The sequence below is a fragment of the Peptoniphilus rhinitidis 1-13 genome, assembly GCF_000246925.1.
In the GTDB taxonomy this organism is placed as follows: domain Bacteria; phylum Bacillota; class Clostridia; order Tissierellales; family Peptoniphilaceae; genus Peptoniphilus_A; species Peptoniphilus_A lacydonensis.
Genome location: NZ_BAEW01000001.1, coordinates 257,121 through 282,500 on the forward strand (window position 1 = coordinate 257,121; position 25,380 = coordinate 282,500).

The 25,380-nt window shown below is 28.0% G+C and carries 32 protein-coding genes (1 of these 32 cut by a window edge); 6 read left to right on the forward strand and 26 right to left on the reverse strand.

The genetic code is table 11. The annotated features are described in order from the left end of the window. The first annotated feature begins 43 nt into the window (after positions 1 to 43). Together RH95_RS01200 and RH95_RS01205 are read left to right on the forward strand one after the other, a co-directional pair. Complete coding sequence (locus RH95_RS01200; protein WP_010242433.1) at positions 44 to 649, forward strand: RecX family transcriptional regulator; 606 nt, start codon at positions 44 to 46, stop codon at positions 647 to 649. Position 650: 1 nt separating this feature from the next. Then, the gene (locus RH95_RS01205; RefSeq protein ID WP_010242435.1) at positions 651 to 950 is read left to right on the forward strand and encodes a GIY-YIG nuclease family protein; all 300 of its coding nucleotides are present in this window, start codon (positions 651 to 653) and stop codon (positions 948 to 950) included. 49 nt (positions 951 to 999) lie between these two features. Here RH95_RS01205 and RH95_RS01210 read toward each other — a convergent pair whose 3' ends face one another. The 9 genes from RH95_RS01210 to RH95_RS01250 are packed head-to-tail and all read right to left on the reverse strand — an operon-like array spanning position 1,000 to position 9,234. Continuing rightward, positions 1,000 to 2,832 carry an ATP-binding protein gene (locus RH95_RS01210; protein WP_010242437.1) on the reverse strand — a complete coding sequence of 611 codons (1,833 nt, stop codon included), beginning with the start codon at positions 2,830 to 2,832 and terminating at the stop codon, positions 1,000 to 1,002. 8 nt (positions 2,833 to 2,840) lie between these two features. Further along, entirely contained in the window at positions 2,841 to 3,785 is a 945-nt protein-coding gene (locus RH95_RS01215) for a DNA double-strand break repair nuclease NurA (RefSeq protein ID WP_010242439.1), read from the reverse strand. Then, complete coding sequence (gene rsmI, locus RH95_RS01220) at positions 3,782 to 4,576, reverse strand: 16S rRNA (cytidine(1402)-2'-O)-methyltransferase (RefSeq protein ID WP_010242441.1); 795 nt, start codon at positions 4,574 to 4,576, stop codon at positions 3,782 to 3,784. The genes RH95_RS01215 and rsmI overlap by 4 nt, the downstream gene beginning before the upstream one ends. Then, positions 4,573 to 5,262, reverse strand: a complete 690-nt coding sequence (locus RH95_RS01225) for a tRNA1(Val) (adenine(37)-N6)-methyltransferase (RefSeq protein ID WP_010242442.1) — start codon at positions 5,260 to 5,262, stop codon at positions 4,573 to 4,575. The genes rsmI and RH95_RS01225 overlap by 4 nt, the downstream gene beginning before the upstream one ends. After that, the gene (locus RH95_RS01230) at positions 5,259 to 6,443 is read right to left on the reverse strand and encodes a CapA family protein (RefSeq protein WP_010242443.1); all 1,185 of its coding nucleotides are present in this window, start codon (positions 6,441 to 6,443) and stop codon (positions 5,259 to 5,261) included. Before RH95_RS01230 ends, RH95_RS01225 begins: the two co-directional genes overlap by 4 nt. After that, a complete protein-coding gene (locus tag RH95_RS01235; protein ID WP_010242444.1) occupies positions 6,440 to 7,051 on the reverse strand; it encodes an epoxyqueuosine reductase QueH in 612 nt (203 codons plus the stop codon). Before RH95_RS01235 ends, RH95_RS01230 begins: the two co-directional genes overlap by 4 nt. Positions 7,052 to 7,091: 40 nt before the next feature. Next, the gene (gene lgt, locus RH95_RS01240; protein WP_010242445.1) at positions 7,092 to 7,853 is read right to left on the reverse strand and encodes a prolipoprotein diacylglyceryl transferase; all 762 of its coding nucleotides are present in this window, start codon (positions 7,851 to 7,853) and stop codon (positions 7,092 to 7,094) included. Continuing rightward, entirely contained in the window at positions 7,850 to 8,509 is a 660-nt protein-coding gene (deoC, locus tag RH95_RS01245) for a deoxyribose-phosphate aldolase (RefSeq protein ID WP_010242446.1), read from the reverse strand. Before deoC ends, lgt begins: the two co-directional genes overlap by 4 nt. Beyond that, entirely contained in the window at positions 8,509 to 9,234 is a 726-nt protein-coding gene (locus RH95_RS01250; RefSeq protein WP_010242447.1) for a YebC/PmpR family DNA-binding transcriptional regulator, read from the reverse strand. The genes deoC and RH95_RS01250 overlap by 1 nt, the downstream gene beginning before the upstream one ends. A 472-nt stretch (positions 9,235 to 9,706) precedes the next feature. Here RH95_RS01250 and RH95_RS01255 point away from each other — a divergent pair, with 472 nt between their 5' ends. Beyond that, positions 9,707 to 10,237 carry a hypothetical protein gene (locus tag RH95_RS01255; RefSeq protein WP_010242449.1) on the forward strand — a complete coding sequence of 177 codons (531 nt, stop codon included), beginning with the start codon at positions 9,707 to 9,709 and terminating at the stop codon, positions 10,235 to 10,237. A 120-nt stretch (positions 10,238 to 10,357) separates the two neighbouring features. Here the strand turns inward: RH95_RS01255 and RH95_RS01260 are convergent, their stop codons facing one another. Both RH95_RS01260 and RH95_RS01265 read right to left on the reverse strand, forming a co-directional pair. Further along, a complete protein-coding gene (locus tag RH95_RS01260) occupies positions 10,358 to 11,653 on the reverse strand; it encodes a sensor histidine kinase (RefSeq protein ID WP_010242451.1) in 1,296 nt (431 codons plus the stop codon). Positions 11,654 to 11,657: 4 nt separating this feature from the next. After that, on the reverse strand, positions 11,658 to 12,353 hold the full coding sequence (locus RH95_RS01265; RefSeq protein ID WP_010242453.1) for a response regulator transcription factor: 696 nt from the start codon (positions 12,351 to 12,353) through the stop codon (positions 11,658 to 11,660). A gap of 136 nt (positions 12,354 to 12,489) precedes the next feature. Between RH95_RS01265 and RH95_RS01270 the strand changes: the two genes are divergently transcribed. From RH95_RS01270 to RH95_RS01280, 3 genes are read left to right on the forward strand one after another with little or no spacing between them, the layout of a single operon-like run. Then, entirely contained in the window at positions 12,490 to 13,383 is an 894-nt protein-coding gene (locus RH95_RS01270; RefSeq protein WP_010242455.1) for an ABC transporter ATP-binding protein, read from the forward strand. A gap of 7 nt (positions 13,384 to 13,390) precedes the next feature. Next, positions 13,391 to 14,146: an ABC-2 family transporter permease gene (locus RH95_RS01275; protein WP_010242457.1), complete on the forward strand. Its 756-nt coding sequence runs from the start codon at positions 13,391 to 13,393 to the stop codon at positions 14,144 to 14,146. Between the two features lie 10 nt (positions 14,147 to 14,156). Then, positions 14,157 to 14,873 (forward strand): ABC transporter permease, encoded by a 717-nt coding sequence (locus RH95_RS01280; RefSeq protein ID WP_010242459.1) that lies wholly within the window; start codon positions 14,157 to 14,159, stop codon positions 14,871 to 14,873. A gap of 131 nt (positions 14,874 to 15,004) precedes the next feature. On the opposite strand, the gene RH95_RS01285 is transcribed toward RH95_RS01280, so the two are convergent. The 15 genes from RH95_RS01285 to arsB form a co-directional block, all read right to left on the reverse strand. Beyond that, positions 15,005 to 16,381: an aldehyde dehydrogenase gene (locus RH95_RS01285; protein ID WP_036742947.1), complete on the reverse strand. Its 1,377-nt coding sequence runs from the start codon at positions 16,379 to 16,381 to the stop codon at positions 15,005 to 15,007. A gap of 84 nt (positions 16,382 to 16,465) precedes the next feature. Further along, on the reverse strand, positions 16,466 to 16,636 hold the full coding sequence (locus RH95_RS09680) for a hypothetical protein (RefSeq protein WP_202947902.1): 171 nt from the start codon (positions 16,634 to 16,636) through the stop codon (positions 16,466 to 16,468). 517 nt (positions 16,637 to 17,153) lie between these two features. After that, positions 17,154 to 17,315, reverse strand: a complete 162-nt coding sequence (locus RH95_RS09550) for a hypothetical protein (protein ID WP_158309957.1) — start codon at positions 17,313 to 17,315, stop codon at positions 17,154 to 17,156. Continuing rightward, positions 17,303 to 17,821, reverse strand: coding sequence for a sigma-70 family RNA polymerase sigma factor (locus tag RH95_RS01295; protein ID WP_009431375.1), 519 nt, complete (start codon positions 17,819 to 17,821; stop codon positions 17,303 to 17,305). The genes RH95_RS09550 and RH95_RS01295 overlap by 13 nt, the downstream gene beginning before the upstream one ends. A gap of 334 nt (positions 17,822 to 18,155) precedes the next feature. Beyond that, positions 18,156 to 18,320, reverse strand: coding sequence for a hypothetical protein (locus RH95_RS09655; RefSeq protein ID WP_002834910.1), 165 nt, complete (start codon positions 18,318 to 18,320; stop codon positions 18,156 to 18,158). Positions 18,321 to 18,392: 72 nt separating this feature from the next. Continuing rightward, the gene (locus tag RH95_RS09745) at positions 18,393 to 18,776 is read right to left on the reverse strand and encodes an ImmA/IrrE family metallo-endopeptidase (protein ID WP_234346979.1); all 384 of its coding nucleotides are present in this window, start codon (positions 18,774 to 18,776) and stop codon (positions 18,393 to 18,395) included. Between the two features lie 42 nt (positions 18,777 to 18,818). After that, positions 18,819 to 19,178, reverse strand: coding sequence for a hypothetical protein (locus tag RH95_RS09750; protein ID WP_010242473.1), 360 nt, complete (start codon positions 19,176 to 19,178; stop codon positions 18,819 to 18,821). A gap of 2 nt (positions 19,179 to 19,180) precedes the next feature. Further along, positions 19,181 to 19,552 (reverse strand): helix-turn-helix domain-containing protein, encoded by a 372-nt coding sequence (locus RH95_RS01305; RefSeq protein ID WP_010242474.1) that lies wholly within the window; start codon positions 19,550 to 19,552, stop codon positions 19,181 to 19,183. 289 nt (positions 19,553 to 19,841) lie between these two features. Next, entirely contained in the window at positions 19,842 to 20,303 is a 462-nt protein-coding gene (locus RH95_RS01310) for a flavodoxin (RefSeq protein ID WP_010242476.1), read from the reverse strand. Positions 20,304 to 20,784: 481 nt separating this feature from the next. Further along, on the reverse strand, positions 20,785 to 21,762 hold the full coding sequence (locus RH95_RS01315; protein ID WP_010242478.1) for a choloylglycine hydrolase family protein: 978 nt from the start codon (positions 21,760 to 21,762) through the stop codon (positions 20,785 to 20,787). Between the two features lie 142 nt (positions 21,763 to 21,904). Continuing rightward, the gene (locus tag RH95_RS01320) at positions 21,905 to 22,288 is read right to left on the reverse strand and encodes a hypothetical protein (RefSeq protein ID WP_010242480.1); all 384 of its coding nucleotides are present in this window, start codon (positions 22,286 to 22,288) and stop codon (positions 21,905 to 21,907) included. An 826-nt stretch (positions 22,289 to 23,114) separates the two neighbouring features. Beyond that, entirely contained in the window at positions 23,115 to 23,537 is a 423-nt protein-coding gene (locus RH95_RS01325) for an arsenate reductase ArsC (protein WP_010242481.1), read from the reverse strand. Between the two features lies 1 nt (position 23,538). After that, the gene (locus RH95_RS01330; protein ID WP_010242482.1) at positions 23,539 to 23,940 is read right to left on the reverse strand and encodes a thioredoxin family protein; all 402 of its coding nucleotides are present in this window, start codon (positions 23,938 to 23,940) and stop codon (positions 23,539 to 23,541) included. Between the two features lie 84 nt (positions 23,941 to 24,024). Then, positions 24,025 to 25,020, reverse strand: a complete 996-nt coding sequence (locus tag RH95_RS01335; protein ID WP_010242483.1) for a permease — start codon at positions 25,018 to 25,020, stop codon at positions 24,025 to 24,027. 26 nt (positions 25,021 to 25,046) lie between these two features. Then, positions 25,047 to 25,380, reverse strand: the end of a protein-coding gene (arsB, locus tag RH95_RS01340; RefSeq protein ID WP_010242484.1) for an ACR3 family arsenite efflux transporter. It continues 716 nt past the right edge of the window; only the last 334 of its 1,050 coding nucleotides appear in the window; its start codon lies beyond the right edge, outside the window; its stop codon occupies positions 25,047 to 25,049.

Sequence of the window (25,380 nt, forward strand, 5' to 3'; positions counted from 1 at the left end):
GATAAATATAGCACTTTTATGTTAGAATGAATTTGGTGATAAAATGATTGTATCAAATATTAGTTTTGAAAAGAAAAAATTTCATATTACTTTTGATAATTCTAGAGATTTATATATTTCTGAAGACACATTAGTTAAATTTGGATTATACAAAGGACAAGAAGTACCAGATGATTTTTATGAAATTTTAAAATTTGAAGATGCAAAATCACAAGCTCTTTTTTTATCTTATGAATTTTTACAGAGAAATAAAACAGAAAAACAACTAGTTGATCATCTTTATAAAAAAGAAATCTCTCAAGATATTATTGACTTAATAATTCCAATATTAAAAGAAAAAAAATATCTAAATGACAAGGATTATGCTACAAGATATATTAAAGATTCTCAAAATCTTAAAAAATATGGAAAAATAAAAACAATATATATGCTTAAATCTAAGGGAATAAAAAATGATATTATAGAGGATATTATGTCTGATTACGATTATAAGTTAGAGCTTGAAAATGCTCTTAATCTCTTAGAGAAAAAAATAGAAAAAGACGAAAAGGATTTAAAAAAAATAAATTCTGCAAAAAAGTACCTTCAAGGGCGAGGTTTTGAATTTGAAATTATAAATCTTGCAATTGAAAATTATTTGGTGGATTAAAATGAAAGATTCTTATGTATATATTTTAGAATGTAGCGACAAAACTTTTTATACAGGCTATACAAATGATTTAGAAAAAAGATTAAAATCTCACAGTAGTGGGAAAGCATCAAAATATACTTCTTCAAGACTTCCTGTAAAAATGGTTTTTACTGAAAAATGTAAAGACAAATCTGATGCTCTAAAAAAAGAATATTTTATAAAAACGCTTAAACGAAGTACAAAAATAAAAATCATAAATAAAACTTTAAAGCTTCAAAACTTGTATGATAATTATAAAAGAAGAAAAGAAAACTTATAAATATTACTAAAAAACTGATCCAAATTTCTAATGGATCAGTCTTATTTTTTTATTTAATTTTATACATTTCACCTAAAAAAGTTTCTTCTTTTTCAATATATTCTCTATTGCAAACTTCTTCTAATTTATTTTTCATATCATCATAAGACAAATTTTCTCCAGTTTTTTTATTATAATTAATTAAAATTGAATTTAAATTAGAAGTATCAATTGGCAGAAAATCTTTTATATTTATAAAAAACTCTTCAAATTCCTTATTATCATGGCTTGTAAGTTCATCAAAAGGATTTTCTGTATGAGGTGAAACTGTGTTTGCCGCTCTAATTCTGACAAAAGAAGTCCTCCCCTTTTTAGCTGATGATACAAACACATCCCCTGAACTTAAATACGGTAGTCTTTTTGTTTCATCAACAGAAAGATCTGTTTCTTCTTTTATAGTATCGATGTCAGATGCCCTTACTGTTCTAAAGATTAATTTTGTATTCAACTGAGCTGTAATTGTTTCATCTAGTAAAGTAGGTCTTTGAGTAGCAAGAATTAAAAATACTCCATATTTCCTTCCCTCTTGAGAAATTTCTCTCAAAATACTTTTTGAAGGTGTATCAAAACCCTTAGGAGCAAAATTATGTGCTTCATCAGTTATAATTACAAAAGGAGGAAAATAATCTACCTTCGTATTATTTCTATTTAATTCATCTCTGTATTCTTTTCTTAAATAATATAATTTTGCCAGTAAATAAGTTGAAAATACATTAATCATCCTAGTTGAGCCTTGCAACACTACAAGTTTTTTTCTCTTCAATAAATCTAAAAGTTCATCTATATTATGAGAAAAAATCCCTTCGTTTTGTAAATTAATAAGTCTCCACAAAACTCCACGCACACTCATAGAATTGCATGTTTTATCATATCTATCATAGACATCTAAAACTTTTTCAAGTTTTTTTTGTTTGGATGGATCAGGTTCTGATGCAATTTCTGAAATTATTTTATCTCTTGAACCAATTTCTTGACCTTCCAAAAGCATTTCCAATTTATTTTTAAAAGAATCAAAACTTGCTCCTTTAGACAACATAACATCAATTACATTTTTCATTGAATCTGTCAAAGGGGACGCTGCATTCAAAAGATTTTTCAAATCTCTATTTTGAAGCTCCTGAAATTTTATGCCTGTGTTTATTCCTATTTCAAGACATTTAAATTTATCATTATAATTTTTTTCTGAAATTTCTGAATTATTTGAAAAGTCCATCTCATAATGAGGGTCCATTACAATGGCAGGGACTTCCATTTCCATAAGCTCTTCTAAAATGACTCTAAGTCCAAAGGACTTTCCACTTCCAGATCCTCCAAAAACTCCAATATGAGGGTATTGATGCATTGACTTATAATCAAATAGATAAGGAAGTTCTCTTTGTTTTAAAAATTTATTATTTTCAAAAGTTTGAAACAAGTTTTTGTAGATATCATCCATGTCACTTGCAATATTATCTGTATTTTTAATTGACCCTAAAATTAAGGAATTATTTGGCAATGTATCAATCAAAAAGTTTTTTATTTCATGAAACTCTGGCGTTCTCAAATCACTTCCCGTAATAGGTGGATACAGAAGTTCTTCGAAAAATCTAAGCTTTGCAACATAAACTGTTTCATCTCCAACATTATAACCCATAGATCCAAGTGAAGTAAGTACATCACTGTCTACAAAATCTCCACCAATATCAAGAGGAATGAATCTATTAAAAGTTTTTGAATCCACAATTTCTCCGATAATATCCCCTTGAACTGGATCTTCGACTATTAAAAATTCATTATTTCTAAAATTTTTTTCTTTTGATCCAATGTATACTTCTCTAGTTGTTGTAACTCCAAGTACTTTCATTTTTCCTCCTACAAAGTCCTTTTATCTCTCTCAGAAATAAAAAATCTTTCATAAACATCCCTATCTAAATACTCTTCCAAAAGCATTTTCAAAATTTCATCAGTTATTTTTACTTCCTTATCTACAATATCAAGCCAAAGTGGAACTCCACGAGAAGACATAGGTGTTAAAGTATAAATTAAACTGCAAACTTCTTCAAAATATTTTTCTTGTGTATCTAGAATATCAGCACCTATTGCTCCAGGAAATTTTGACGTTCGCATAAAAGCCGATGAAAACCCTTCTCCCAAATCATTTTCTATATATTTTTTATTAATTTCATTTCTAATTAAAAGTGCCTCTCCAAGGCCAAGTCTATTAAATAGAATTTCTCTATCATAAATACTTTTATCAAAATTAAGACTTCTAGCTATTACATTTGTCTTTATGTCTTTTATTACTCCAAAAAGAACAATATTTTTTTCTTCACAAACTTCTCTAAGTTCTTTAAATAAATCAAGACAATGTATTTTATATCTAATGAATCCTCCATCCATCATTAAATAGTCAAGATCATACTTATCTATATATTCCAAGGCTGTTTCTATTTCTATCTTTGCCAAAAATTCTTGAGATAAATTTTTTTCACCATATCTCTCATTTAAAGTAGGTGTGTATACTCTTGTTTTATAAACTTCATTCCCATCTGTGGACTTGGCAAGACCTTGAAATATCTCGATGAAATGTGGGAACGCACCACCAGATATATTATTAGAACCATCTACTCCCACAGTCTTTTTATATTTTATCAAATCTTTTTTTTCAAATTTCTTCATTTTTATAATCTTACCAACATTTAAATTTAATTTTTCTCTAAAATTTGAATTATTTATTTTAAATACAAAATCATATTTATCTTTTAAATTTAAATTTACACTTTTTATTTGTTCTTCAAGTTCAGGTATATTATTCATAGATCTAAACTCTCCTTGTAAACTTCATTTTTAGGAATATTATGTTTTTTAGAAATTTCTTTTACAGCTTGGGACTTTTTTGTTCCCTTATTAATTTCTTCTAACAAAAGTTTTTTTATATCATAAGTAACTTCTTCATTACTCCCCTCTAATACGATTACAAATTCACCTTTTTCAGTTATTTCTTTTTCCAAAATCTCAGATGTATTCGACCTAATTGTTTCTTCAAAAACTTTCGTAATTTCTCTTGATATAGAAATATTTCTATTTCCAAAAATTTCATAAACATCTTTTAAAAAATCTTTTATCCTATGAGGTGCTTCATAAAAAATCATAGTAAATTTTAAATTTTTTAAATTTTCAAATTCTTTTTTTCTTGCAGAAGATTTGCTTGAAGTAAAACCATAAAAAAGAAAATGTTCTGTATCTAGTCCAGATAAAACTAAAGCAGTAAGAGCTGCATTTGAGCCAGGAAGAACTCTAAAATCAATATCTTCCTCTATCAATTTTTTTACAAGAACTTCTCCAGGATCACTTATCCCAGGCATCCCTGCATCAGTTACTATTGCTATATCTTTGTCTTTAATCTCTTTAATAATCTTTTGAGACACCTCAACTTCGTTAAATTTGTGGTAAGTTCTAAGTTCTTTTTTTATACCAAAGTGATTTAAAAGTTTTATAGTAACTCTCTTATCTTCAGCGAAGATTATATCAACAGATTTTAAAATGTCTAAAGTCCTTAAGGTTATATCTCCTAAATTTCCAATAGGAGTTGGACAAAAATAAATCAAAGTATTACCTCATTTCTATAAACTCTTTCCATTTCGAGTGTATAATTTTTTCCATCTCTTATATAAAAATCTCTAAAATCATTCCCAAAACTTGCTTGTTTTTTTGCAATAATTATAGATGACTTTGCTTTTTTATTTTTATTTCCATGTATATTTACAATATCTTTCACAAAAAGACCACTTTTATTAATTTTGTAAATAATCTCTGCCAGTCTATATGTAGGATAAATCAAATAGAGTTTTCCAGAATTTTTCAAAATATAATTAATTATATAAAGTCCCTTTTCCATATCAAAAAAATGTTTTGCAGACATTGTATTAAACTTAATATTTTCGTAATTATAATAGGGTGGATTAAAAATAACTGAATCAAAACAATTAGTTTCATAAATATTTTTTAGATTAAAAATATCCTCTTCAATAATTTTTATTTTTTCTTCAAGATTATTTTCTTTAATAGACTTCTGAAAGCTACAAATAACATTTTTATTTATATCTACAGAATAAACTTCTTCAAACCTATCTATAACTCTAAGAGATAAAATTCCAGTTCCACAACCTAAATCGATTGACTTTTTTCCACTTTTTACAAAAGAAGAAAGTATTAGTGAATCAGTTGTATACTTAAATTCATCTTCATTTTGAAAAATAACATAATTAGTACCAGGAACTATATCTTTTTTCATATTTCTCCTTTTAATACTCTTAAAGCATCGCTAAGTTTTTTATCCGCAACATTTTTTAATTCTGGTCTTGTAACTTTGTTTAATTTCCCGCCTTCAACTACATCTTCAAGTTTTATTATGTCGTAGTTTAGTTTCCCATTTTTTCTATATCTATCTACATAAGTAGGATAGACACCATAAGATTTTATATTTGTATCTTTTGTGTTATTGTCCTTTTCTATAATTAATTTGACAATTGCACCTGTGTCAACGCCACTTTTTTTCAGATTTTCAACTCTTTGATTAGAAAGAGCATTGCCCATAGAATAAATTGTAAAGTATTTTTTGTTATTTTTTTCTTCAACCTCATATTTTTGAAGAACATGAGGATGCGATCCCAAAATTATATCTGCTCCATATTCTTGTAATTTTTCTTTTAAATAAATTTGCCTTTCATTTGGAACAAGTTGATATTCATTTCCCCAATGAGGATATACTATTACAATATCAGATTTATCTTTTAATTTTTTAATATCCGATTCTACATCTTGTGAGAAATTATTTACAGAATATTCTTTACCTCTCATTAAAGAATCCATACCATTTAAAGTATCAGTAAAAGAAATAAGTCCAATTTTTATTCCTTTTTCTTCCACAACAATTCCTTTGTCAATGTCCTCAGTAAAAGTTCCAAAAGATTTCATATTATTTTCATTTATAACAGATATAGTTTCAGCTAATCCATCAATACCTGTGTCAAGACAGTGATTGTTTGCAGTCGACAAAACATCAAATCCTACATTTTTAAGAGAAGATATACTCTCTTTAGGAAAATTGAAAAGTGGAAATCCTGAAAGCGCTCTATTTGAATTTACAGAACCTTCAAAATTGGCAATGGCAATATCCGCTTCATTTATATCTTCTGAAATATTTTGAAAAATAGGAGTAAAATCAAAAGAATTTTCTGTTTTATAATTTTTCACAATTGGCTGATGGAAAATCATATCTCCCATAGCAAAAATTTCTACTTCTGATTTGTTTTCTTTTATTTCATTTTTTAATTCTTCACTTTTATTAGATTTATCAATATGACTCTTATCTGAATTCATTTCAAAATCAAAATCATTTTCATTGAAAACAAACAAAAAAACTCCCAACAATAGTACAGATACGGCTATAGAAATATTTTTTAAATTTTTCAATCTTCACCCCTACTAAATTCACATCCGCAATAATTTTGTCTATACATATTAAATTTATCTGTAAGTTCCACTGATCTTTTAAATCCATTTTTCTTTTTAAAATCTGAAAATAGATATCTTACATTGTATTCTTTAGAAACAAATTCCCCAATTCTATTTATTATTTGCGAGTCTTTATGTGGTGATATTGATAAAGTTGTAGTGAAGTAATCATAATTATTTTTAGAAGCATATTCTGCTGTTTTTTCTAGCCTTTCTTTATAGCATTTAAAACATCTAGCTCCACCCTCTTTATATTTTTCAAGACCTTTTATATAATCTAAAAACTCATTGTGATTATATTCTACAACTTCAACAGAAATTTTATAATCTAAATTTAAATTCTTAACAAGTTCTATTTGTTCATTAGCTCGTCTATAAAATTCCCTTTCACTATTTATATTGGGATTATAATAAAAAACATCTATATCAAAAAATTTGTTTATCCTTTCCAGAACTGCAGAAGAACAAGGCCCGCAACAAGAATGTAATAAGAGCTTCGGTCTATCTTTTATATCAATATTTTTTATTATTTTTTCCATTTCCAAATTGTAATTAATTTTATTCAAAATATCACCTAAAAAATTAGACTAGTTTCCTAGTCCAAGTTTAATTATTATTTTTTTGTAAATTTTTTCTACCAATTACACTAATTATAATTCCTATAATTATAATTCCAATACTCACAATTTGCGAAACTCTAAATGTCCCCATATAAAGAGAATCTGTTCGCATTCCTTCAATAAAAAATCTTGCAATACCATATACAATAGTATAAAAAGCAAAAAGCTGTCCATCATACTTCTGCCTTTTTGATAAATAAAAGTATAAAAATAGAAATATGAAAAAATTCACCGCAGATTCATAAAAAAATGTTGGATGAACTCTTTGTCCATTGACAAGAATTGCCCAAGGAACATCTGTAACGCCACCATGAGCTTCTCCATTAATATAATTTCCCCATCTACCAATTGATTGAGCAAGTGCAAGTCCTGGAGCAACACAATCTGCTAAAGTCAAAAATTTTATTTTTTTCTTTTTACTAAAAAAATATATAGCAAGACCACCCGCTATTATTCCGCCATAAATAGCAAGACCTCCATTTCTTATAGCAAAAATTTCATTGAGATGCTCCTTATAATAATTCCACTCAAAGGCAACATAATATAATCTCGCCCCTAATACGCCAATTAAAACAGCAAAAATACAAATATCATTTACAATATCCTTGTAAAGACCATCTTTGTAATTTTTTTTCGCAGCCATTTTTTCAATGACTACTCCAGCCAACAAAACTCCAATACCTATTAAGATTCCATACCATCTAACTTCTAAACCAAAAAGGTTAAAAGCCACAGGATTTATTCTCATATTGATTTACTCTTTTCATAAATTTCAACTCCAGCTGAAACTCCAAGTCTGTCAGCTCCACTTTCAACCATTTCCATCGCTTTTTTATAATCTCTAATTCCGCCACTTGCTTTAACTCTTACTTTATCAGAAACAGACTTTTTCATTAAAGCCACATCTTCTTTATCTGCACCTGAATCTGAAAATCCAGTAGAAGTTTTTACAAAATCTGCACCAGAATTTTCAGAAATTTCACATGCTTTTACAATTTCTTCTTTACTTAAAAGACAAGTTTCTAAAATAACTTTTAAAATTGCATTATTTTTGTGGCAAATTTTTGCAATTTCAGAAATTTCTTCTTCCACTTCAGAATATTTTTTAGATTTAATAAAACCAATATTTATAACCATATCAATTTCATTTGCACCATTTTCAATTGCATTTTTTGTTTCAAAAATTTTAGTTTCCCTTGTATTTGCTCCAAGAGGAAAACCAATAACAGTACATACTTTAACTTCAGTGACCTTTAACATCTCTGAACATTTTTTAACCCAAATAGGATTTACACAAACGGAATAAAAATTATATTTTATTGCTTCTTTAACAAGTTTTTCAATTTGTTCTTCAGTAGATCCAGGTTTTAATAAAGTATGATCAATAATTCTATTAATTTCCATTAATCTCTCTCCCAAGAAGTATATACATCTGTCACATCATCATTATCTTCAAGTGCATCAATTAATTTATCCATATTTTTAATATCATCTTCATCTGTAAGTTCAGTTGTTGTTTGAGGAATAAAAGTTATATCAGATTCAACAAAAGAACGGCCAGATTCTTCTAAAGTCTTTCTAACATTATGATAATCTTCTGGTTCTGTTATTATTTCGAAAGCTTCTCCTCTATCAATTACATCTTCTGCACCTGCATCAATTGCAATTAAAGTAAATTCGTCTTCATCAAGTCCTTCCTTTAAAACACCTAGAGATCCTTTTTTGTCAAACATAAAAGAAACACAACCGGGCTGTCCTAAATTACCGCTATACTTATCAAAAATATGTCTAACCTCTGGTGCAGTTCTATTTCTATTATCAGTAAGACAATTTACCATAACAGCAACTCCACCTGGACCATAACCTTCATATACGATTTCTTCAAAATTATCATCATTATCTCCGCCGCCAGCTTTTGCAATTGCTCTGTCAATATTATCATTAGGCATATTTTCAGCCTTCGCTTTATCAATTGCAACTTTAAGAGAAGGATTATAATCTGGATCAAGTCCACCTTCCTTAGCAGCCACAGTTATTTGTCTTGCAAGTTTAGTAAAAATTTTACCTTTTTTTGCATCTTCTTTACCTTTTTTATTTTTAATATTATTCCATTTAGAATGTCCTGACATTTAATCACCTTTCTATATAAATCGCTATTTTTAGCATATTTATTATTATATTACAAATCTTTATAAATCGTCAATAGAAAGCGAAGTCCATTACTCTCTTATAACTAAAATTTATAACTTAAGTATAGAAAAAATTAACAATTTCATAATGGAAATTTATATTACCAATAAAAAATCAATCAAAATTATTTATATAAAACAGAGTTTTAAAACTTTTTGTTATATTAACTTACACAATAATTTGTACTTGATTAAACTTTATTTCTGAAGTAAAATAATTGCGGAGTTAAATAGATTATTTCAAAAGGTTATAAATTTTAAAATATTCTCGATAATATATTTAAAATTAATATATTTAAAATTTATATTAAAACTTTATCTAGTTTGAAATAAAATATACTCCAAAACAAATTCTTCCAATCTACGAATTTAATGTTAGGAGAAGAATATAAATATAATTTAGGAGGATACAATGAACATCAAAAATTTAAACAAAATACTTTTAGTAACAGGATTAGTATGTGGAATTGGTGTTGGTACAGTAAATGCCTCTAGTGAGAATAATTGGAAATCAGATATCAACCAAATGGTTAATATTGAATCCAAAATCTTCCCTACTTCTGACGAAAAATGCTTACAAAAAGCCAATGGATCCTATTTCTCTCAATTACTTGCTAAAAATAATGGAAAGAGAGATAAAGAATTCCAAAGCCCATCAATCTACGATATAACTAAATACGCTGATGTATTAGTTGTGAAAGGAACTTTAGATTATAATAAAGATCCTGAATCAACAAATGTAGACAAAATGTTAGCTAATAAGGCCCACTTCTTCACTACAAGCAACAACACAATATATAAAGTTGTAGGTGCTTCAATTAACCCAGAAATTTACTCAGAAGATGAATTTCTTAAACATTATAATCAAATAAAAGATTTGGGTTATGCAATAAATATTGAAGTAAAAGATGGTTTTGTAACTAGCATTACAATTTACGAATAAATTAATTTAGCCAGTAGCTAAAAATCTTTATGTCAAATTAAGCTAACTATTATAAGTATTTTAGATTAAAACTTATAATAGTTAGCTTTTTATTGAAAGAAAATACAATAATGAGTTTTATTAAATCGTAAATAAAAAAACAACTTCAACTCCAGGATATAAATTTTTTATTTCCATTTTTCCGCAATGAAGTTCGCATATTTGTTTTGAAATAAAAAGACCCATACCATGAGTTTTAACTTCTGATAAATTTTCTTCATGCAATCTTCTTATAACATTTTCAGGAATTACACCTATTTCATCACGAATTGATATAATCAATTTGTGATTTAAAATTTCATAAGTTATAAAAGTCTTTTCCGTTGAATACTTTATGCTGTTTTCCAAAATATTTTCAAGCATTCTGTAAAATAAATGCTCGTCCATTTTTATTTTTGCATTTCTATTTAATTTATTTGTAAATACAATCTCTTTACTGGGATTTTCATTTAATTTTGTGACTAGTAGTTTTCTTATTGTATAAATTGGATCTTTTTCTGTGAAATTATTTGTGCCTAAAGTTTCTAAACTTTTTGTCAAATTCAGATCTTCAATTAATCTACTTATCTTTAATATTTCTTTATTCATCTTATCTATTTCTTTACTATTTTCACTATTTTTTATATCTTCTAATCCCCAAGATAATTTTGTAAGAGGTGTCCTTATATCGTGACTAATTCCTCTTAACCAACTAGACTGACTGTTTTTTAATTTTAAAAAATTACTATTCGCCTCATTTATAGTTCTAGAAATATTTTCTAATTCTCCCTTTTCTTCTAAAAATATATAATCTTCATCAAAAATTTTATTAATAGACTTTTGCAGAGGATCTAAACTTTTGAAAATCTTTTTTATCTCATAAATATAGAATAAATATATTACAGCTAAAAATGCAAAAAAACCAATTATTAATATAAAAATATAGGATTTTATTTTTTCATAATTATAATAATTAGAAGGCAGCTTATCCAAAGAATTTTTTGGATAACCTAATACCATAAGACCGTCTCCTGCAATAAAAGTAAAAACTGGATAGTCATTTAAATAATATCTCGTAAATTTTGCCACATCAGTAATTTCAAAATTATATTTTACTTCTCTTGGCTTATTGTAGTTTTCGACTACATTCCCACTTTTATTTATTCTAACTGCCCATATATCATTTTGTTTTAAAAATTTACAATTGTCTTTTGTTAAATATATATTATGAATTTTATTATTTTTAATATATTCATATACATGAGATGGATTTTTATATTCTGAAGAGTATTTAAAACTTGCATAAAATATCCCAAAAATAGTGATGACCATTAATATAATTAAAATTAATATAAAACAAATAATTTTCTTTAATCTTTTAAAAAAATAATTAAGCATTTTGCTACTCTTTTCCAATTAATTTATAGCCCAATCCTTTTACTGTTATAAGTATTTTAGGATTTGAAGGATCTTCTTCTAGTTTTTCTCTCAATCTATAAATATGAGTTATAAGTGTATTTTCATATCCAAAGGAATCTTCCCAACACCTATCTATAATTTGGTCAATTGATACAATTTTATTTATATTTTCAGACAGATAATCTAAAATTTTAAATTGTTTAGCTGTGAGTGGAATTTCTTCTCCATCTCTAATTAATATGCCTTTCTCTTTATCAAAAATTAATCCATCTAATATCAATTTATTATCACTGTATTTTTTGTAAGTTCTTCTAAGAACTGCCTCTATTCTCCACAATAAATCTTCTGTCAAAAAAGGTTTTACTATGTAATCATCTGCTTCTAAACTAAATCCTTCCTTTTTATCCTCTATACCATCTAGTGCAGAAAGAACAATTACAGGAAGTTTAGAATTTTTTCTTATTTCTTTTAAAAAATCAAAACCACTTCCATCAGGCAGCATTATATCTAAAATCATAAGATCAACTCTATTATTTTCCAGTTTAAATTTTGCCTCTTTTATATTTTTTGCCACCAAAACTTTTCCTAAACCTTTCTTTTTTAAAAAGTTATACATACTATTTAACAAATCTATTTCATCATCTAATATTAATAAATTCACATATTTATAGGAAGTCATTTTGTATCCCCTTTCAAATCCATTTTAACATAATAAAATGAAAAAACACTTTTTGTGATGTAAAAGTAATCTATTAAAAATCTAAATGTTATATCAATTTTTTATAATTAAGTTATTACAGAGAGAGGAGAAAATTATGACAAAAGTTTTAGAAATTGAAAATTTAAAAAAATTTTATGGTGAAAATTGTGTTTTAAATAATATTAGTCTAGAAATTGAAGAAAAATCAATTTATGGATTAATAGGACCAAATGGAGCTGGTAAATCCACTCTTATGAAATCTATTTTGGGACTTATAAAAAGGGATTTTGGAACTATAAATCTGTATGGAAAAAATATTACTGAAAAGAATCAAAAAGAAATGAATAAAAATCTTGGTTCTCTAATAGAAAACCCCTCTTTTTACGATCATTTAACTGCTTGTGAAAACCTAGATATAGTTTGTGAGTTAAAAGGAATTGATAAAAAAGAAATAAAAAATATTTTAAATGCTGTAGGGTTATCAAACTACATAAATAAAAAAGTTCGAGAATATTCTCTTGGAATGAAACAAAGACTTGGAATAGCCATAGCACTAATTGGCAATCCAAAATTTTTAATCTTAGATGAACCAATAAATGGACTCGACCCTCAAGGAATAGAGGAAATGAGAAATTTATTTAAATCAATTGTCAAAAATTCAAATACAAGTATATTGATTTCATCTCACATACTCGATGAAATAGAAAAAATATCAACTCATATTGGAATTTTAAAAAATGGAAACTTAATTTACAATGGATCTCTTGAAAATTATAGGAAGCTTCATCCCCCTGTAATTGTCATAAAAACTTCTGATAATATTAAAGCTAGCAAAATACTTAGAATAGACTCATCAAATATTATTGGGAATAAATTAGTTCTTGGCAACAAGACTAAAGAAGAAGTTGCCAAGATTATAAAATATTTGAATAATTATGTTGATATTTATAGGATTGAAGAAGAAAAAGAAAGTCTAGAAAAATTATTTATAAAAGAAACAAATAAGTAGGTGTGTTATGAAAAATTTAGAAATTAAAAAAAGCAAAAATTTGGGAATTAATTTTATTTTACTAATTGTTTTTGCAATACATCTCTTTGCTATACTCATGGTTTATTTAGACGGTGATTTTTTTTATTTAAAATACTCACTTTTTAGTTTGCTTGATTCATACTTTGCCACAGCTTTGATTATTAATCCGATTATTATTTCATCTGTTGTGAAAAAAGTAATAGAAATTGAAGAAAAAAATAATATGTGGGACTTACAACTATCCCTTGGATTAAAAATACCAACTATTTTAATGAATAAATTTAAAAATTTGAGCTTTAAATTTTTTATACTGCAAATCGTTGAATGGATAATTATAATAACTCTTTCTTATCAAAACAATGACTTTATTATAAATTCTGAAATTACTAAAAGAATAATTATTTATTTTTTAAGTGAACTATTTATAAATCTATCTATGATTTCAATTTTTATAATAATTGAAATGAGAAGTAAAAAAGTTTATTTTTCTTTATTCTTTTCAATTATTGGAGCTATGTCAGGGATAATCTGTATGTTTACTTCAAATTTATTATCGCAAATAAATCCCTTTGCACTTTTTTCTACATTGTTGAATATAAATTACATTAAAAATGGATCTGGTTTTATTCAAATGCCATATAATATTAATTACTTTACTATATTAATAAGCTTTATTTATTTATCAATAAGTGTAATTTATTTAATCAAGAATAAAAAATACATTCTAAATAAAGAAATATAAGGAGAAATTTATGTTAAAAATTGAAATGAAAAAATTAAAAGTAACAAATCTTTTGATAACAATTCTAGTAATTCCACTTTTGGCAAATATCTTTGGATTAATAAATTTTATGGGAAATAGAGAACTTTTGACCAATAGTTGGAAAAGTTTGTGGACACAAGTTTCACTATTTTACTTTATGTTTTTCTTAACGCCACTTATAGCAATTATAGTTTCGACGTTGTGGTCAGTAGAGCATAAAGCAGGACTTAAATTAATAAGGATTTGTCCAATAAAAAATATAAAATTTATAATAGCAAAGGCATTTATATCATTTATATTAATTGCCATTGCACAGTTTTACTTTTTATTTTTATTTATAATTTTTGGTAAATTTATTTGTGGATTTAAAGAAATTAATTTAAATTTATATATTTATTATATTATTTTGAGTATTTTATTCTCTATCCCAATAATTATAATAATGTCCTTTGTAAATATAAAAATAAAATCCCTAGGTATAAGTGTACTTATATCTGTCATGATTTCGATTGCAGGATTTGCAATGCGTGCTCAAAATATTTTCCCTTTACTTCAAAATATTTTTGCCCTAAGCAATCTAGGTATTAAAATGAACAATTTTGAAATATTAAATTTTAGCGAAGCAATAAAAATATTTGTTTTTGGAATTCTTGAAGTTACAATATTTTTAAGATTATCTCAAAAGTCTTTACAATATGAAGATTAAGTCTAGAAATTATCATATTTAATTTTTATAAATAAGTTCATTATGAATATAGGTAAAAAATTTAGCATAAATAATTTTATATGCTAAATTTTTTTAATTACCTTTTAAATTCTCATTATGGAAAATATTAATTACATTATTCTTTTTATTTTCTTTAATTTTTTATCATTAAATGGGGCATATCTAAGTGAAATATCCAAAAATCTTGTATTTTTAACCACTGATTTCTTGTGACTAAAAGTTTCAAATCCATATTTACCATGATAAAAACCAATCCCACTGTAACCTACACCACCAAAAGGCATATTAGGATTTGTAAGATGAATAATAACATCATTTACGCAACCTCCTCCAAAGGAAAGTCTATTAATAATGTAATTGGAATTTTCTTTTTCTTGTGAAAATATATAACAGGCCAAAGGTTTTTCGCGAGATTTTATAATATCAATTACTTCATTTATATCATCATATTCTATTATTGGCAATAATGGTCCAAAAATTTCTTCTTTCATAATCTCATGATCGAAATCTGAATTAGGAAAAATCGTAGGTTCAATCTTTTGATCTTTATCATTTTTATTGCCACCAATTATATCTTTATCTGTTTTTATGAGATTAACTAGTCTTTCATAATGACGCTCATTAATAATCTTTGGATAGTCCTTATTATTTAAAACATCAGGATACCTAGTTTTTATTTCTTTTCGAAGAGCACTTATAAACTCATCTTTAACATTTCTGTGCACCACTACATAATCTATTGCCACGCAAGTTTGACCAGCATTTAGCAACTTGCCCCATGTAATTCTCTTTGCTGCAAGATTTATATCTGCAGTTTCATCAATAATGCAAGGACTTTTCCCTCCAAGTTCCAAAGAAACTGGAGTTAAATTATAACTTGTCTCACGCATTATAATTTTTCCCACTCTAGCACTTCCTGTGAAAAAAATATAATCGTATTTCTGATTAAGTAATTCATCATGATCAAAATTTGGATTTAAACAATAAATATAACTTTCATCAAAAGTATCTTTTATAATTTTTTCAATTACTTTAGAAGTATTTATACTATATTCAGAACATTTTATGATTGCACAATTTCCTGCTGCTATAGCATCTATTAATGGAGCAATCGTAAGATTAAAAGGATAATTCCATGGAGAGATAATAAGCACAACACCATAAGGTTCACTATAAATATAATTTCTAGCAGGGAATGTACTTTTTGAACCTCTTACCCTTTTTGGTTTGCTCCATCTTTTAATATTTTTTAATATATAGTGAATTTCACTATAAACCATTGCAATTTCAGTCATGTAAGATTCTGCCTTTGACTTTGAAAGATCTTCATATAATGCAGAAAAAATAATCTCTTCATTATCTTTAATTACTTTTTCTAGCCTTTTTAACATTTTTATTCTATATTCAATTGATTTTGTCTTATTTGTATTAAAAAAATTTCTCTGCATTTCAACTATATTTTTTAGATTTATACTTTCATTTCTCATCACTATTATATCTTCCTTTATTGTTTTTAATGTCTTTCTAGTGCAGCTCCATTTAGCCATCTCTTTAGAGAAGCATATCTACTACTATAGTCTTGATCTATAACCCAGAAACTCACAAGTACTCTTTCCACTTATTTTTTCATATTCTATGTATGGATAAAGACCTAAATATTCAAGACCTTTAAAAGTACTAGGTTCTTCCATTACTGGTAGTATACATGATTTTTCATTTAACATACCATCTGCTAAACCCAATTCCCACGGGCATCATTTTGAATTAACAATATTTCTAGTGGCGATATAAGATAAGTCTTTACAATTTAGATATTCTATTTTTAATAACATTAGCCGTTTTAGGTGATACATTATTTCTACCCAAATTTTTGTCATTTATCCAATCTACATATACAGAATAGCCTACATTGTTAAATAAATCAATTAGTGTTAGTATCAGTCTTTTATCTAAAAAACTATGTAATATAAACAAGTTCTATTACTAGCTGTCATTATTGTTACGCCTTGCCTCTTGTTTGACACAATTCATTTTCCAAATTTGCCCTGATGCATTTTTAGAATTTTTTGTAATTATAGAAATCATTCCATCACAACCTTTAATTCGTGTTCTGCAATTTGTTTTCACATAGAATTCCAAGGTTGCTTGACAGACATACCCACAAATTCAATGTTACTATTAGGATTTCGAGAGTGCCCTCTTAATAAGTTTCTTAAGCTTCATCTTCAATATCAAAACTTATAAAAATTCTTTTCATTTCTACTTTTCCCTCCTCTCATACTCCTTAGGACATTTGCCTTCATTTTGAGTAAGTTGTATATCCTCATACTTCTTAGGACATCCTATTTGTATTTGGGTAAGACTTCTTCCCTCATATTCCTTAGGACATCCAGTAAGTTTTTGAGTAATTATTTTTTCCAAGGTCTCAATTTCTCTTGAATCTTTGGTAAATGCTTATTTTTGATGTTATTAACTGTTTTTTGGGATATTCCTACTACTTCTGCGACTTCTCTTTCTTTCATTTCGTAGAGAAAAAGTAGTTTTAGAACTTTTTTATCTCTTTCAGAAAATTCACTAATGACTTCTAAGAATGCTTCTTCTAGAAGTTTGTACGTTACTATTTCCTCAGTATTTTTAACGCTAGTTACTTCAAAGTCATATTCCTCTTCAGCAACATCAAGGGATAAGGGAAGACCATATTCTTTTGTTTCGACAAAGCCTGTTTCTAAACTTCCTGCTTGGACATAGTTTCCATTTTTCTCAGTCGCTGTTTTAATTCTGTCTTTATCCTGTAGTTCTTCTAAATTCTTGTAGGCTCTTTGTATTCTCTTCTTTTCTCTCCAGATTGGTTTCATATATTCTTTGTAGACTTCTTCACTAACTTCGATTTCTTTGCCATTTATTTCTAAATATCTTTTCTTTGCCATCTTTTGCCTCCTTGCAAAATCTCTAGATCCGCAAGAAGGCCATCCGTAAAAACAAAAAAAGACGGCAATAGAAAACCATGGTTTGGTTTTCCGACTGCCGTCTAGCGTTCTTGCGGATATCTTTTACTTATTTAAAATTTTAATTTCGCCTTTAACTACATAGGCTATGGTTGTACTTTTACCTCGCCTGATAGTTAGCTTTTTCTTGTCTTCGCTAATATCACAGACTCTTTTTCCTTCTTTGTTTCTTATTTCTATAGGATCACCTCCTTAATATAAAAATAGCCAGATGAGTTTCTTTTTGAATACTCATCCGGCTATTTGATAGTTACATTTACTTCTTTGCTCGGTATGGTTTTTTCTTATTTTTGTTTGATATTTCCAGTGTTGAGATTTTCCCACAGTGTGGACATTTTGCTGCTATCTCTATTTTCTCTAAAGGAATTCTTGATACATCAAAAAATCTCTTTTTACAGACTGGACATGCCATTTGTTCCATAATACCTCCTTATCTTTCCTTGTTAGCTTCTTTGATAATTTCTTTCTTAAAAAAATATAGCTAAGCTATATTTTAAAAACTAAATTCGTTATATAGTTCTTTTGTTAATTCAAAGTCATTAGGTGCATAGCCTAATACTTTTAATCGAACTAATGCTGCTGTTTTTGATACTTGGAATTGCTCTGATACTTTCATGATGAAATCAAATAGATAAGTTTCATCCTTAATGTGCTTATCATAACCTAGATAGTATAAATACTTTATAATCGCTTTTTTATTCATCAAAAGACAAGAAGCAAATGTATTCGCCTGCCATTCTATTGTATCCATAAATCCCCAGCGTTTATTTTTCTTCTTATTGACATCGCCAGTTCGACAAGCTAGCGAAGCAGGCTTTTCTTCTTCATTAAAAAAAGATAGTTGGTTTGGATCTCTATAGAATACACACGGATGAATTACACCATGTCCACATTCATGAGCTAGGGTAAATCTTCTAAATCATTTATCTCTTGGATTATCTAATTGCTTATCTATTAAAATAGTATTGGCTCTATCTGTAAGATATTCTAGTTCCCATTGTCCAGTTTCAACATTTGGCATTAGGCTTTTCATTGTTCGTATTACTTGGTCATCATTAAAGACCATCATCCCTGCATAGCATCCGTTATGAGATAAGTAGGCATATTCAACATTAAACCCTAAATCAAATTCTGCCAGTCCTTCAATATCTACTGCTTCAAAATTTTCAATTGAAGAAGGACAATATTTATTAAGAATATTCTCGGTCAGCGATTCAATTTGATCTAAAGTGATAAATGGAGCACCTGTACTTGATTTGCTGAAATTATATTGATACATGCCTACCTCTCTTTTTCAATTTCTTCAATGAATTTTATCCACTCTTCTTCTTTAACATCTAAGTCTCTAGCCTTTCTCAAAGCTACGCTTAAGCCTTTAGTCTTTAAAATATACTCTGGCAAATCAGGTGCCACCGTATTTCTTTGCTTTCCAGCTAAATCCATCATAATGGATGATTCTTCTTCATCCAAGTTTAATATTTTAGCAATTTGGTTCAACCTCTCTAAGTCAAAAGAATCTCTTTTTCCTTTCTCTACATCGCTTAGATACGGTGAGGAAATATTAAGCCTGTCCGCCATATCCTTTAAGGTGATTCTTAAATCCTTTCTCTTCTGAGAAATAAAATTCCCAAAAGTCAGTTCGTGATTGTTCATGATTACCTCCTATTACTTTATTAGCTAATCTGCTAACTTATTTATATTTTACAACTTATTAATTGATGTGTCAAGTCCTAATATCTATTCTGTTCACTCTCCCTATAAATATCTATCCTGTCTATACAAGAGGCGTTTTATCAAGTACTTTTTTATATTTATAGACGCTTTTTTCTGTAAGCATTTTAACTTTTAGGCAAGAAAAAACAGTAAACCGATTTGATTTACTGCTTCGTGAATTGCTATCTTATATCTTTTATTTGGTTATTTGAGTTTAATAAACTGGGATTCATAAATTACTATCTAACCATGTTTTTAGTTCATCAAAACTGTAATCTCCTTTTAACGCTATTCCATCTTTAATAATTGAATTCTTACATTCCTTTTTGTAACCCTCAATCATTCTCCCAAAACCACCTCCGCCATGCGTGCAAAACGGAATAATTGTCTTTCCACTTAAATCAACCGTCCTTAAAAACGATAGCACGGGTGGGGCAAAAGTTTTAAGCCAATTAGGAGAACCAATAAAAACCACCTCTGCATTTTCAATAGTTTCCGCCCCTTGAATAAGAGGTGGGCAATATCCTTTTTCAATTTCTTCTCTCACTTCTTTTACAGCTGTATTATATGAGAATGAATAAGGCTTTTGTGGCTTCAGCTCTCTCAAATCTCCATCAGTAATCAACGCAATATCTTCTGCTAATCTTCTTGTTATTCCTGAATATGAATAATATACAACTAAAGGACTCATTATAATTACCTCCTTAATTCAACCTAATTATTATTATATCATTTTTATTATATAATGAGTATCCTAAACTTATCCATCCTGTTCACTCCACCTAAAATATCCATAGTGTCTACACACCATGCAATAATCTACACTTGAACTGTTTCCACAGAGAGTTTTCCAAATAGAAAAATGGCTTCTAAGATTTCTTTTAAAATCCTAAAAGCCATTGATTTCAACAGTTTTATAGCTTGTTATTCTATTTTCTTGACATCAATACTACGCTTTCAGCAGTCGATTTCTGCCAATCGAAGCTCCCTATTCGTTCGCTTCTCTTGGGAAATCTTTGCATGAAACCTGCCTCGAGTCGTCACTATGGATAAAAAGCTCCTTTTTACGTTTTAACAAACATATCATAGGCTTTTTTAGCATTTTCCTCGTATTGGCAACATATCATGGGGCTTTTTGAATTGGTAAATATTCAGAAACATGTCAAATCTTACTACCACCTCTTATCAATTTCAAATCTCTTCTTACTTGGATTTCCTTCACATCTATATATTTTTTTATTGTTTATATCATAAATTGAGGACCATATAGTATCAAAAGATAAATTCTTATCATATTGACACATAAACCCATATTTCCCACTTAGCAGTTTTTTTATCTCTTCTAGTGAATAATTTTTATAGTCTTCTTTTATTAAAGTATCAAATCTAATATGTGATTTAATATCATCTTGTAAATTACATTTAAAAGATTGCATACCTTCGAATACAAAATGATTAGTTCTAAATAAGGCTCCCTCTGAGATTATTTTAAAATATTTATTCTCTGAATTAAGTTCAGCTAAAAGCACGCCTCCTTTTGCATCAGCAACTATAATATTCTGCGATGACCCTACTTCTACTTCTTCCAAAAACTTTTTCGCTTGATCTACTGTAGCACATTTTTCTAAAATATATCTTATTAGAAATCCAGCGTTAAAGCCAAGATCTTTTACTGTTGGATATACAAAAGTTAGTCCACATGCAAGTCCCTTCTCATTCATTCCATCTTCCATTTGAATCATAGCAGTAGTATTAGCAATAAATGAATATCCCTTATCCAACTTATAGAATGCACTATCAGTCAATTTCCCAATAGACTTATCAAAGTCACTATTCCTAGCTACGAATATTCCATTGTCATTTGAAATACCTATACACGAACAATAATTTTCATATGTAAAAACATACATGCTGGTTAAAAAAGCAAATACTTTATCAAAATCTTGCTTTAATCCCTCTGCAAATCCTCTAATTTCTTCAATTATTTCCGGAAAATACTTTTCATAAATAGTATAAACTCCTCTTCCATAATTTAGTTTTTCTTCATCTAATAGTTTGTCAAAATCAATGTTCTTTCCGTTCTTGTAGAGCATACCTCCATACTTATAGCCAGCTTCTTTATGACTATTTCGCCATCTTGAGTGATACATTTATTCCCCCTAAAAAATGTTATTACAATCCTTTATGATAAATTTTATCATATTGGTTACGGTAACCTTTAAGTGTTAATAATATATTCACATAATAAAAAATTTATGTCAAAGGGAAATATTTATTAAGATATAAAAATAACTAAATAGAACTTATTCTAAATTTAATTGAATTTAATTTTTCCGTTTTAATTTGTGGATAATCTTTATAGAATTCTACACGTCCAAATATTGCAATATCATATATTATATCAATATCGATATTGTCTTTTATTTTAGCTCTAAATACTTTTATCTTATCTTTCCAGCCTTTATTTTTTCTAACTTTAATTAATAAATTGTAGTACCCTTTACCATTTATTTCTTCTACTTCAAGTTTCACTCTTCCATAAAATAAATAAATTTTATTATCTTCAGATTTATCAATCCAAGTATTTAAACTCTTTCTAGGAATTACTTTATACTTTGATTTACTATAATTAATTTTATCTTCTATTAAAAATGGATTATTAGATAAATACATCATGTAGAAAAATGGCTTTTAATATTTCTTCTAAAATCCTAAAAGCCATTGATTTCAACAGTCTTATAACCTCTTATCTTATTTTCTTGACATCAATACTACAGTCTCCGCATGGCTTGAGTGGTCAGTATGGATAAAATTTAATATTTTAAGGAAGCCTCGTATGTGGGAATATGTCCATTCATTACTTTATTATAAACCACTCTAAATATCTTTGTCGTTTCCATGCTTACAAATTTTATTTCTACAGAACCTTAAATGAATAGATCGTTCTGTTATAAAATATGAAGAAGAAATTGGAATACGATCAACTAGAGGTTTAGACATCAATCATCCAGAAGATGTGAAGATTATTTTATCACAAGTTAATTATTTAACCTCACCCAATGGCTATAAAACTCTATTTTTAGATAATACATTTTCTAATGAGGAAGAAGATGTATATAAAGCTGGGTGTCGTTTTGAAGAAATTTATGCCTTCATGAAATAGATCGTGAATTAAAAGAAGTTGTTTTCTTCTTTACTCCCTTTTGAGAAACTTCTAAAAACATCCTATGCTTTTCATTTTAAGGAAAATTCAAATGGGTCTTAAGAAAAGATGGCTTAGCAAAGCAAACAGACTTTAAAATTGTGCGTAAAGAAGATATTATTGAACAATAAAACATCTTTGGAAGAGTTTATAAGTTTAGCCTATTCTGTCTAGATTCATTTGACAATTGAATATATGTAAAAAGCTATCTCTTCCTACCGGCATTGGAATGATAACTCTCTACCAGATAGGAATTATAGCTATTAAAAAATAATTATTGGTTTATTCAAAAATCAACTTCTATTTTTCATTCAAACTAATTTCATTTTTCTTAATTCTAAGGCTTAAATCCTTAATATTTTTTTCTATTTTAGATATAACTTTCCTAAAAAACGCATCATCTTGACCTGTTGGATCTTCTAAATTCCAGTCCTCTGTATATCGATTTTCTACAATCGGACAGACTACATCACATCCCATAGTAATGGATATATCAATATCTGGCAGGTCAGAAATCAGCTTTGAATATTGAGTTTTCTCCATATCAATATTGTATATATCTTTCATTAATCTGACCGCATCTTGATTTATCTGGTTTTTTATTTGTGTTCCAGCTGAATAGGAGTCAAAGACATCTGAAGCATATTTTTTCCCTAAGGCTTCTGCAATTTGGCTCCTACAGGAATTATGCACACATATAAATGCAACTTTTGCTTTTCTCATTTTAATTTATACCATTCCTTTCTAATAAATCTTTCACTTCATCCTTGTTTAAAACTTTGCCATAGGATACAACTTTTCCGTTTATAACTAATGCCGGAGTAGACATAACTCCATAACTTGCGATTTGAGAAAAGTCTGTAATGTGGTCTATATTTTCTTCAACATTAAGTTCAGCGAGGGCTTCCCTGGCTGATTTTTCTAAAGCAAGGCATTTCGAGCAACCAGAACCTAGTATCTTTATCCCCTGCTCTTTTTTCTTTTCTTCTGCTTTTTCTATATTCTCTGACGAATAATTTACATCACAACAACTTGTTTCTTTAACTTCCTTATTATTAACAGGTTCACAATTGCCGCCACAAGTACAATCGTTCTCTCTTTTTTCTTTCTTACCAAATAATCTCATTTTTTCCTCCTTAATCCATACCTATTGTTTTCACAACAGAATATATTTTTGCTTTCTACCTAATCGTCTCATTTTACTTGCCCATTAAATTAAAATCGGGCTAAAAATGTTAAACAAGTATCCTACAACAATGATCCCAAAAATACAAATTCCTATGAATAGAAATAAAAGCTTTGGTTTAACTGCTTTTTTTAACATAATCAATGATGGTAGGCTTAGTGTTGTTACTGCCATCATAAAAGATAGGACAGTTCCCAGTTGGGCGCCTTTTGCCAATAGAGCTTCTGCTATTGGTATCATTCCAAAAATATCAGCATACATTGGTACTCCGACAATAGTTGCCAAAACCACTCCAAATGGATTCTTGCTGCCTAAGATATTTTCCACCCAAGTTTGAGGAATCCAATTGTGGATCAATGACCCTATACCCACACCTACTAAAATATAAGGGAAAACTTTTTTGAACGTGTCACTAACTTGCGTTTTAGAAAAATCAACCCTGTCTTTTAATGTTAAGCTTGGAGAGCTAATATCAACTTGACTTGCATTTTTTATAAAATCTTCTACATACCTTTCCATATGCATCTTTTCGATGAGGCTACCACCAATTACAGCAATAATTAGCCCTAGGACTACATATGCTATGGCTATTTTGGCACCAAATATACTCATAAGTAAAATAAGGCTACCCAAATCAACCATTGGAGACGATATTAAAAATGAAAAACTCACTCCAATAGGCAACCCAGCACTTGTAAAGCCCATGAATATTGGGATTGAAGAGCATGAACAAAAAGGTGTTACAGTGCCTAGCAAAGCAGATATAATATTTGCCCCTAAGCCATCAAAACGTCCCAGAATTTTTTTACTTCTTTCAGGTGGAAAATAGCTTTGTATATAAGAAATGATAAAAATCAACACGCAAAGTAATATTGTAATTTTTATAACATCATAGATGAAAAATTGTAAGCTTCCTCCAAGTTTTGAAGTCATATCAAGGCCAAGATTTGTCAATCCTTCTTCTATCAATTTATTGAGCCATTTCATGCCTAGAATTTGATCTTGAATAAAACTGCCCATCTCTAACCTCCTTAAACTTAAGATTCTTAATTTTCTAAAAACCAGTGTTTGGTATTATTGGCAATATTTACTAAGAATAACATAACTGGTACTTCAGTAAGAACACCTACAGTGCAAGCTAATGCAACTGGTGAATCTATACCAAATATTGCTATTGCAACAGCTACAGCTAATTCAAAGAAATTTGAAGCTCCAATCATGCCTGCTGGTGCAGCTATTTCAAAGGGTAAACCTACTTTTTTGCTTAAGCCATAGGCTATAGCAAAAATTAGGAATGTTTGAAGGGTAAGTGGAATAGCTATCAATAAAATATGAAATGGGTTTTCTAAAATTACATTTGCTTGTGAAGAAAATATAATG